9 protein-coding genes and 1 tRNA gene are annotated in these 7122 nt (G+C 71.7%); 2 read left to right on the top strand and 8 right to left on the bottom strand.

Features of this window, described 5'->3' with window-relative positions; genetic code table 11:
• Nucleotides 1-599: tyrosine-type recombinase/integrase (locus AB0K37_RS39205; protein WP_363990466.1), on the top strand; the 599-nt coding region annotated here is incomplete at its 5' end.
• Nucleotides 600-655: 56 nt separating this feature from the next.
• Here the strand turns inward: AB0K37_RS39205 and AB0K37_RS39200 are convergent.
• The 8 genes from AB0K37_RS39200 to AB0K37_RS39165 all read right to left on the bottom strand — a co-directional run bounded on the left by AB0K37_RS39200 (nucleotide 656) and on the right by AB0K37_RS39165 (nucleotide 6543).
• A tRNA-Val gene (locus AB0K37_RS39200) sits at nucleotides 656-730 on the bottom strand.
• Nucleotides 731-1042: 312 nt separating this feature from the next.
• A complete protein-coding gene (locus tag AB0K37_RS39195) occupies nucleotides 1043-1435 on the bottom strand; it encodes a nuclear transport factor 2 family protein (protein ID WP_363990463.1) in 393 nt (130 codons plus the stop codon).
• A 145-nt stretch (nucleotides 1436-1580) separates the two neighbouring features.
• Complete coding sequence (locus AB0K37_RS39190; protein ID WP_363990460.1) at nucleotides 1581-2216, bottom strand: dienelactone hydrolase family protein; 636 nt, start codon at nucleotides 2214-2216, stop codon at nucleotides 1581-1583.
• Nucleotides 2213-2632 (bottom strand): CBS domain-containing protein, encoded by a 420-nt coding sequence (locus AB0K37_RS39185; protein ID WP_363990457.1) that lies wholly within the window; start codon nucleotides 2630-2632, stop codon nucleotides 2213-2215. Before AB0K37_RS39185 ends, AB0K37_RS39190 begins: the two co-directional genes overlap by 4 nt.
• Before the next feature lie 64 nt (nucleotides 2633-2696).
• A complete protein-coding gene (locus tag AB0K37_RS39180; protein WP_363990454.1) occupies nucleotides 2697-3605 on the bottom strand; it encodes a PAC2 family protein in 909 nt (302 codons plus the stop codon).
• 115 nt (nucleotides 3606-3720) lie between these two features.
• Nucleotides 3721-4683: a CbbX protein gene (cbbX, locus tag AB0K37_RS39175; protein ID WP_363990451.1), complete on the bottom strand. Its 963-nt coding sequence runs from the start codon at nucleotides 4681-4683 to the stop codon at nucleotides 3721-3723.
• The gene (locus tag AB0K37_RS39170; RefSeq protein WP_363990449.1) at nucleotides 4680-5108 is read right to left on the bottom strand and encodes a ribulose bisphosphate carboxylase small subunit; all 429 of its coding nucleotides are present in this window, start codon (nucleotides 5106-5108) and stop codon (nucleotides 4680-4682) included. The genes cbbX and AB0K37_RS39170 overlap by 4 nt, the downstream gene beginning before the upstream one ends.
• Before the next feature lies 1 nt (nucleotide 5109).
• Complete coding sequence (locus AB0K37_RS39165) at nucleotides 5110-6543, bottom strand: form I ribulose bisphosphate carboxylase large subunit (RefSeq protein WP_363990447.1); 1434 nt, start codon at nucleotides 6541-6543, stop codon at nucleotides 5110-5112.
• 209 nt (nucleotides 6544-6752) lie between these two features.
• Between AB0K37_RS39165 and AB0K37_RS39160 the strand changes: the two genes are divergently transcribed.
• Nucleotides 6753-7122, top strand: a 370-nt coding sequence (locus tag AB0K37_RS39160; RefSeq protein WP_363990444.1) for a LysR family transcriptional regulator, incomplete at its 3' end; no start/stop codon positions are given.

Here is a 7122-nt window from a genome sequence, read left to right as displayed (position 1 = left end):
ATAGGTGTGCTCTACGCATCCCGCCCACGCCGCACGCTCCGGACGGCCTGGCGCGGGGCCGCGCAGCGGCCCAAGCGCCGCTGCCCCTTGACGTCAACGCCGGGACGGTCACCGTCCGGCAAGCACAAGTCGAATCGGACACGGGTGAGCTGGTCATCGGGCCGCCCAAATCGCGGGCGGGCCTTCGGACGGTGGCACTCCCCCGAGCGATCATCCCGGAGCTGCGGCGGCATCTCGGCAACCTGACCGATCCGGAGCCCGAAGCGCTGTTCTTTACTGGCAAGCGCGGCGGTGTCCTGCGGCGGGCGAACTTCCGGCGGGCGTCCAAGCGGGGTGAGGCGGTGGCCAAGCTGGGCGTGCCTGAACTGCATTTTCACGACCTTCGGCACACCGGGAACACCTTCGCGGCGGAGTCCGGCGCGACGCTCCGCGACCTCATGGAGCGGATGGGACATGACAGCGTGCGGGCCGCGTTGATCTACCAGCACCGGACGGCCAGCGGTAACCGGGCTATCGCCCGAGCGATGGACGACAAGATCAACAAAGCCGACTCGGATGACGACGAAGGGGCGGCCGGAGCGCTCGCGATCGTGGGCTAATGGCACGCTAATGGCACGAGACCCCGTTTCCGATCTTGGAAACGGGGTCTTCTGGCTGGTGGGCGCGGCAGGTTTCGAACCTGCGGCCACTCGCTTGTAAGGCGAGTGCTCTACCCCTGAGCTACGCGCCCGCGTTGCCGGGAAAGCGTACCTGGTTCTTGGGGGCGATCGCGAAGTGGCAGGGTCCGCCCGCGCCTACACCGAACCCAAGGGCGTCTGGATCCACCTGCCTTGATCAGGGGGCCGGTGCGCCGCGGGGTGTGCGGGGTCGGGGCGATCGAGCGCGCCCAGCTCGGCGCCGCGCGTGCGGCCGTCGATGCGCTCGGGACGGGACGTCTCCGGCGCGGGCTCGTCCGTCACGGCGGACCGTCAGCGGTCGAACCGGTCTGCGGCCGGGAGGTCCGCGTTTTCCCAGATCAGGCTTCTGCCGTCCTTATGGTGGCTCAGGTCATGGCCTCGCGGACGAGGTGGGTGTCGGTGAACTGCTCGAAGCCGGTGATCAGCCCGTCCTCCACCCGCCACACGTGGACGAACCGGACGCGCATTCCCTTGCCGGTCGCGCGGTGGGTGCCCGAGTAGTGGCCGATCGCGACGACGGTCCCGTCGCCGCCGTCGACCAGTTCGTCGGGGTCGGCGCGGAAGCCCTTCCAGTCCGCGCCGAGGCGGCCGAAGACCCCGGCCTTGATCGCGTCCGTCCCGACGTAGGTGCCCGCGTAGGGGAACCCGGCCATCTCGGTCCATGCCACGGTCTCGGCGAACTTCTCGACCATGCCGTCCAGGTCGCCGCGGTCCGAGGCCGCGTAGTGGGCCTCGACGATGTCGTACGCCTCGCTCATGTGCCGTCCTCCCGGTGTCAAGGAGCAAGTCCAGCGTCTCAGAGTGCCGTGGTTCTTTGCTCTGGCCGAACAGTGCTTGTCCGCGGCCGGCCTCCGGCGCGTGGCCGGTCCCAGCGCCAGGTCCGCACGGGCGAGGTGCCACGAATCACAGGTGCCGGTTGAACCAGTCGGCGGCCTGCGCGGTGACCTCTTCGAGGGCTCCGGGCTCCTCGAACAGGTGGCCCGCCCCGGAGATCACGTGCATCTCGGACGAGGCGAGGCTCCGGTGCGCCCGCTCGTTCAGCTCCAGGACCTCGGTGTCGCGCCCGCCGACGATCAGCAGGACGGGGGGCCGGACCCGCGCGAGGGACGGGCCCGCCAGGTCGGGGCGCCCGCCGCGGGAGACGACCGCGGCGATGCGGGGGCGGGCCGCGGCGGCGCCGAGCGCGGCGGCCGCGCCGGTGCTCGCCCCGAACAGGCCGATGGGGAGGCCCGCCGTGTGGGGGGCGGATTCGAGCCCTTCGGCGAGGCCGTCGATCGCGCCGACGAGCCGGCGCGTGAGCAGGTCGATGTCGAAGCGGAGGGCCGCGGTGACCCGGTCGGCCTCCTCCTCGGGCTCGGTGAGCAGGTCGATGAGGAGGGTGCCGAGGCCGGCGGCGTTCAGGCCGTCGGCGACCGCGCGGTTGCGGGGGCTGTGCCGCGAGCTGCCGCTGCCGTGCGCGAAAAGGACGACGCCCCGCGCGCCGTCCGGTATGTCCAGGTCGCCCGCCAGCTCGGCGTCCGGCAGCCCCAGCGTGATCATGTGTTGGGCGGCTCGGCGCTGATGTCGGCGAGGGCCGAGCGCTCGTCGCGCTGGACGGCGAGGTCGCCGATGGACACCATGCCGATCGGGCGGTCGCCGTCCACGACCGGGAGCCGCCGGACGGTGTGCGCCCGCATCAGCCGCACGGCCTCGTCGGCGTCCGCCGCGGGCCCGACCGTGATCAGGTTGGTGCTGCAGATCTCGGCGACGGCCGTGCGGGACATGTCCCGGTGCTCGGCCACGGCGCGCACGACGATGTCGCGGTCGGTGACCAGGCCGCGGAGCCGCCCCTCGTGGACCACCAGGACGTCGCCGATGCCGTGCCGGCGCATGAGATCCCCGACCTCGACCAGGGTCGTGTCCGGGGACACCGCCACGGGCGCGGGCGTCATCACTTCGTTCACCTTCTGGCCCATGCGAGACCTCCCTCGGTGGCTCGCGTACCCAGCGGCGGACGGGATATGTCTGGCCGCGGCAGGTCTAGGCGGGCGAGTCGGGGCCCTCCCGCTCGGCGAGGAACCGCTCGAACTGCGCGCCGAGCTCTTCGGCGGTCGGCATGTCCTGCGACTCGGCGAGCAGGTTGTCGCGCTCGGCGGCGCCCGCGAACGCGTCGTACTGCTGCTCCAGCGCCCGCACGACCTTCTCGACCTCGTCGTTGCCGTCGACCTGCTCGGCGATGTCGGCGTCGGTGGCGGCGGCCGCCTCCCGCAGCCCGTCGACCGGCAGCACCAGCCCCGTCGCGGAGACGACGGCCTCCATCGCGGCGACCGCGGCGGCCGGATAGGCGGACTGCGCCAGGTAGTGCGGGACGTGCACCGCGAACCCGACGGCGTCGTGGCCGGCCTCGCCGAGCCGCAGCTCCAGCAGCCCCGCGGCGCTGCCCGGCACCTGCACCTTGTCGAACCAGGAGTTGCGGGTGATCAGCTCGGGCCGGGTCGCGTGCGAGGTGGTGCCGACCGGGCGGGTGTGCGGGACGCCCATCGGGATGCCGTGGAAGCCGACGACCAGCCCGACGCCGAGCCGCTCCACCAGGTGCAGGACGGACGCGGTGAAGCCCTCCCACAACCGGTCGGGCTCCGGGCCGGACAGCATCAGGAACGGGCTGCCGACCTCGTCGCGCAGCAGCCGGACGACCAGCTCGGGCGCCTCGTAGGCGGCCCAGTGGTCGCGGTCGAACGTCATCGGCGGGCGGCGCGCCCGGTAGTCGATCAAAGAGTCGACGTCGAAGCGGGCGATGACGCGGTGCTCCAGCGTCTCCAGGAGGTTCTCCCGCACAAGCTGCCCGGTGGACCCCGCGTCCACGAAGCCGTCCAGGCTGTGCAGCAGCACCGGACCCGTCATCTCCGGCAGATCGGAGTCGAGCTCGTACAGATCCTCTGGGTTAAGCAACTTCTCCCCCACCTCTACATGTCCTCAGACAGAGTATCCACTGCCGTGTGGCGGGTGCCGGGGCCTCCGGCACCCGCCTCGCCGCGGGCGGTGGACGGCTCGGGTGGGGCCGCCGTCAGCCCAGGCGGGCCTCCTCGAAGACTCGGCTGGTCAGGAAGTCCTCGGGGTGGAGGGTGGTGAGGGCCTCGCGGTCCACCTCGCCCGGGTGGGCCAGGAGGCGGTTGGCGTGGCGCAGGCGGGCGCGCTCGATCGCGTTGCGGACGGACCGGGCGTTGGCGAAGCGGGGCCGGGCCCGGCGGCGGGCCAGGTAGTCGCGGAAGACGGGTTCGGTCTCGGGGGCGAGGGCGTAGCCCTCGCGGTCCATCATCAGGCGGCCGATGGCCTCCAGCTCGGCGGGCTCGTAGTCGGGGAAGTCGATGTGGTGGGCGATGCGGGAGCTCATGCCGGGGTTGGACGCGAAGAAGGAGTCCATGCGGTCCTTGTAGCCGGCGAGGACGACCACCAGGTCGTCGCGCTGGTTCTCCATGACCTGGAGGAGGATCTCGATGGCCTCCTGCCCGTAGTCGCGCTCGTTCTCGGCCCGGTACAGGTAGTACGCCTCGTCGATGAACAGGACGCCGCCCATGGCGCGCTTCAGGACCTCCTTGGTCTTGGGCGCGGTGTGGCCGACGTACTGGCCCACGAGGTCGTCGCGGGTGACGGAGACCAGGTGGCCGCGGCGGACGTAGCCGAGGCGGTGCAGGAGCTCGGCGAGCCGGACGGCCACGGACGTCTTGCCCGTCCCGGGGCTGCCGGTGAAGCACATGTGCAGGTTGGGACGTCCCGACTCGATGCCGAACCGGGCCCGGACGCGGTCGACGAGCAGCAGCGCGGCGATCTCCCGGATGCGGGTCTTGACGGGGGCGAGGCCGACGAGTTCGGCGTCCAGGGCCGTGAGGACGGCGTCGATCTGGGAGTCGGCGCGCTCCTCGGCGAGGTCGACGCGGGCGTCGGCGGGGAGCGGCTCCGCCGCGGGATCCTGCCGGAGGTCCGCCGCGGAACCGTTCTGCCGCATCCCGAAACCGGGGCGTTCGCTCAACGTCCCGCCCCGTAGCGGTCCCCCTCGGGACGGTCGAGGGCGTAGGGGTGCAGCGTGTAGCGGACGCGCCGGTCGGAGGTCTCCGTGCGGTCGAGCCGGAAGCCGGGCTCCTCGGCCGGGCGCTGGACGATGAACGACAGCGCCGTCGTCTGCCGCCCGTAGCGGGCGTCGTAGGCGTTCAGCCGGACGTAGCGGTCCGGGTAGGCCTTGCGGCACTCGTTGACCTCGTACAGGACGCCGGCCGGGTCGGTGAGGTCGAACATCGGCAGGCCCCACATCTCCCAGTAGGGGTTGCGCGGGTGGGGGTCGTCGGTGAACTCGACCGAGCAGGGCCAGCCCTGGTCCAGGGCGTAGGCGATCTGCTTGGCGATGTCGTCGTCGCTGAGGTCGGGCAGGTAGGAGAAGGTGCCCTGGGTGATCCGCATGTCACACGCTCACGGGGGTCGGGGCGGCGTCGGGGGTGTCGGTGGACTCGTAGGTGAAGGTGATGTCGCCCCAGGTGGACAGGGCGACGTCCAGCTCGCGGCTGTGCTTGGCGGCGGCGCGCAGGATGCCGGGGCCCTCGGCGAGGTAGTCGCGGCCCTCGTTGCGGGCCTTGATCATCGCCTCCAGCGCGACGCGGTTGGCGGCGGCCCCGGCGGCGATGCCCATCGGGTGGCCGATCGTCCCGCCGCCGAACTGCAGGATCGAGTCCTCGCCCAGGTAGTGCAGGAGCTGGTGCATCTGCCCGGCGTGGATGCCGCCGGACGCGACGGGCATCGTGCCCGGCATGGACGCCCACTCCTGGTCGAAGTACAGGCCCTTCACCGGGTCGGCCTCCACGCGGTCGAGGCGGAGGGTGTCGTAGTAGCCGCGGACGCTGTTGGGGTCGCCTTCGAGCTTGCCGACGACCGTCCCGGCGTGGATGTGGTCGACGCCCGCGAGGCGCATCCACTTGGCGATGACGCGGAAGTTCACGCCGTGGGTCTTCTGCCGCGTGTACGTGGAGTGGCCCGCGCGGTGCAGGTGCAGGATGACGCCGTTCCTGCGCGCCCACTTGGCCATCGACTGGATCGCCGTGTAGCCGACGGTGAGGTCGATCATCACGATGACGCTGCCGAGCTCCTTGGCGAAGTCGGCGCGCTCGTACATGTCCTCCATCGTCGCGGCGGTGACGTTGAGGTAGTGGCCCTTGACCTCGCCCGTCGCGGCCTGCGCCCGGTTGACGCCCTCCATGCAGTACAGGAAGCGGTCGCGCCAGCGCATGAACGGCTGGGAGTTGATGTTCTCGTCGTCCTTGGTGAAGTCCAGGCCGCCGCGGAGGGCCTCGTAGACGACGCGCCCGTAGTTGCGGGCCGACAGGCCGAGCTTCGGCTTGACGGTCGCGCCCAGCAGGGGGCGGCCGAACTTGCCGAGGTGCTCGCGTTCCATGACGATGCCGTGCGCCGGGCCCTGGAACGTCTTCACGTAGTGGGCCGGGATCCGCATGTCCTCCAGGCGCAGCGCCTTCAGCGCCTTGAACCCGAAGACGTTCCCGATGATGGACGACGTCAGGTTCGCGATCGAGCCCTCCTCGAACAGGTCGAGGTCGTAGGCGATGTAGGCGATGAACTGGTCGCCCTGGCCGGGGACGGGCTCCACCTTGTAGCACTTGCCCTGGTAGTTCTCGTAGGAGGTGAGACGGTCGGTCCACACGACCGTCCAGGTCGCGGTGGACGACTCGCCCGCGACGGCCGCGCCCGCCTCCTCCGGCGGCACGCCCTGCTGGGGCGTGATGCGGAAGGCGGCGAGGATGTCGCTGTCCTTCGGCTCGTAGTCCGGGCGCCAGTAGCCCATCTCCGCGTAGGGGATCACGCCCGCCGACCATCTGCCCGCGCTCATCGCCGCTCTCCTTCAGCCGAAGCCTGGATGTGGCGGGACGCGGCGCGCCGCCCCGGTGGAGGACGGCATGTCCCAGGGGTTCGGGGGGAGCGCCGCGTCCCGGCCACGTGGAACCGTGACGCGTCCGAGAATCGCCTCCCGACACTTGCGATGTCCATCAAGTGTTCTACGGTGACAGTTGAGCATTCGCTTGAACGAGGAGGCGGGACGTGACGGAGGCGCGGCTGCGGGCGCTCGTCGCGCTCGCCGACACCGGGTCCGTGCGGTCGGCGGCGCGGCGGCTGTACGTGACCGAGTCCGCGGTGTCGGCGGCGGTCGCGGCGCTGACCCGGGAGCTCGGCGTCCCGCTCGTCTCGCGGGAGGGGCGGGGCGTCAGGCTGACCGGCGCGGGCGCGGTCTACGCCGGGTACGCGCGGCAGGTGCTCGGGCTGCTGGAGGAGGGGCGGGCGGCGGCGCGCGGCGCGGCCGACCCGGGCATGCTGCGTCCCTGGCGGACGCAGCATCGCCAGCGAGTACATCGCGATCGCCGCCGTACCGAGCGTCGTCGTCGCCGCCCACTGCGCGAACACCATCACGACC

It is taken from the genome of Actinomadura sp. NPDC049753, assembly GCF_040674655.1.
Classification (GTDB): domain Bacteria; phylum Actinomycetota; class Actinomycetes; order Streptosporangiales; family Streptosporangiaceae; genus Spirillospora; species Spirillospora verrucosospora.
Note: the sequence above shows the minus strand (reverse complement) of the source record. Positions and strands in the feature narration are given on the sequence as shown.

What these genes read in the sequence shown, in the direction of transcription:
- AB0K37_RS39195 (WP_363990463.1), bottom strand. Translation starts at nt 1,435, where the DNA reads ATGAGCGAGGCGTACGACATCGTCGAGGCCCACTACGCGGCCTCGGAC.
- AB0K37_RS39190 (WP_363990460.1), bottom strand. Translation starts at nt 2,216, where the DNA reads ATGATCACGCTGGGGCTGCCGGACGCCGAGCTGGCGGGCGACCTGGAC.
- AB0K37_RS39185 (WP_363990457.1), bottom strand. Translation starts at nt 2,632, where the DNA reads ATGGGCCAGAAGGTGAACGAAGTGATGACGCCCGCGCCCGTGGCGGTG.
- AB0K37_RS39170 (WP_363990449.1), bottom strand. Translation starts at nt 5,108, where the DNA reads ATGCGGATCACCCAGGGCACCTTCTCCTACCTGCCCGACCTCAGCGAC.
- AB0K37_RS39165 (WP_363990447.1), bottom strand. Translation starts at nt 6,543, where the DNA reads ATGAGCGCGGGCAGATGGTCGGCGGGCGTGATCCCCTACGCGGAGATG.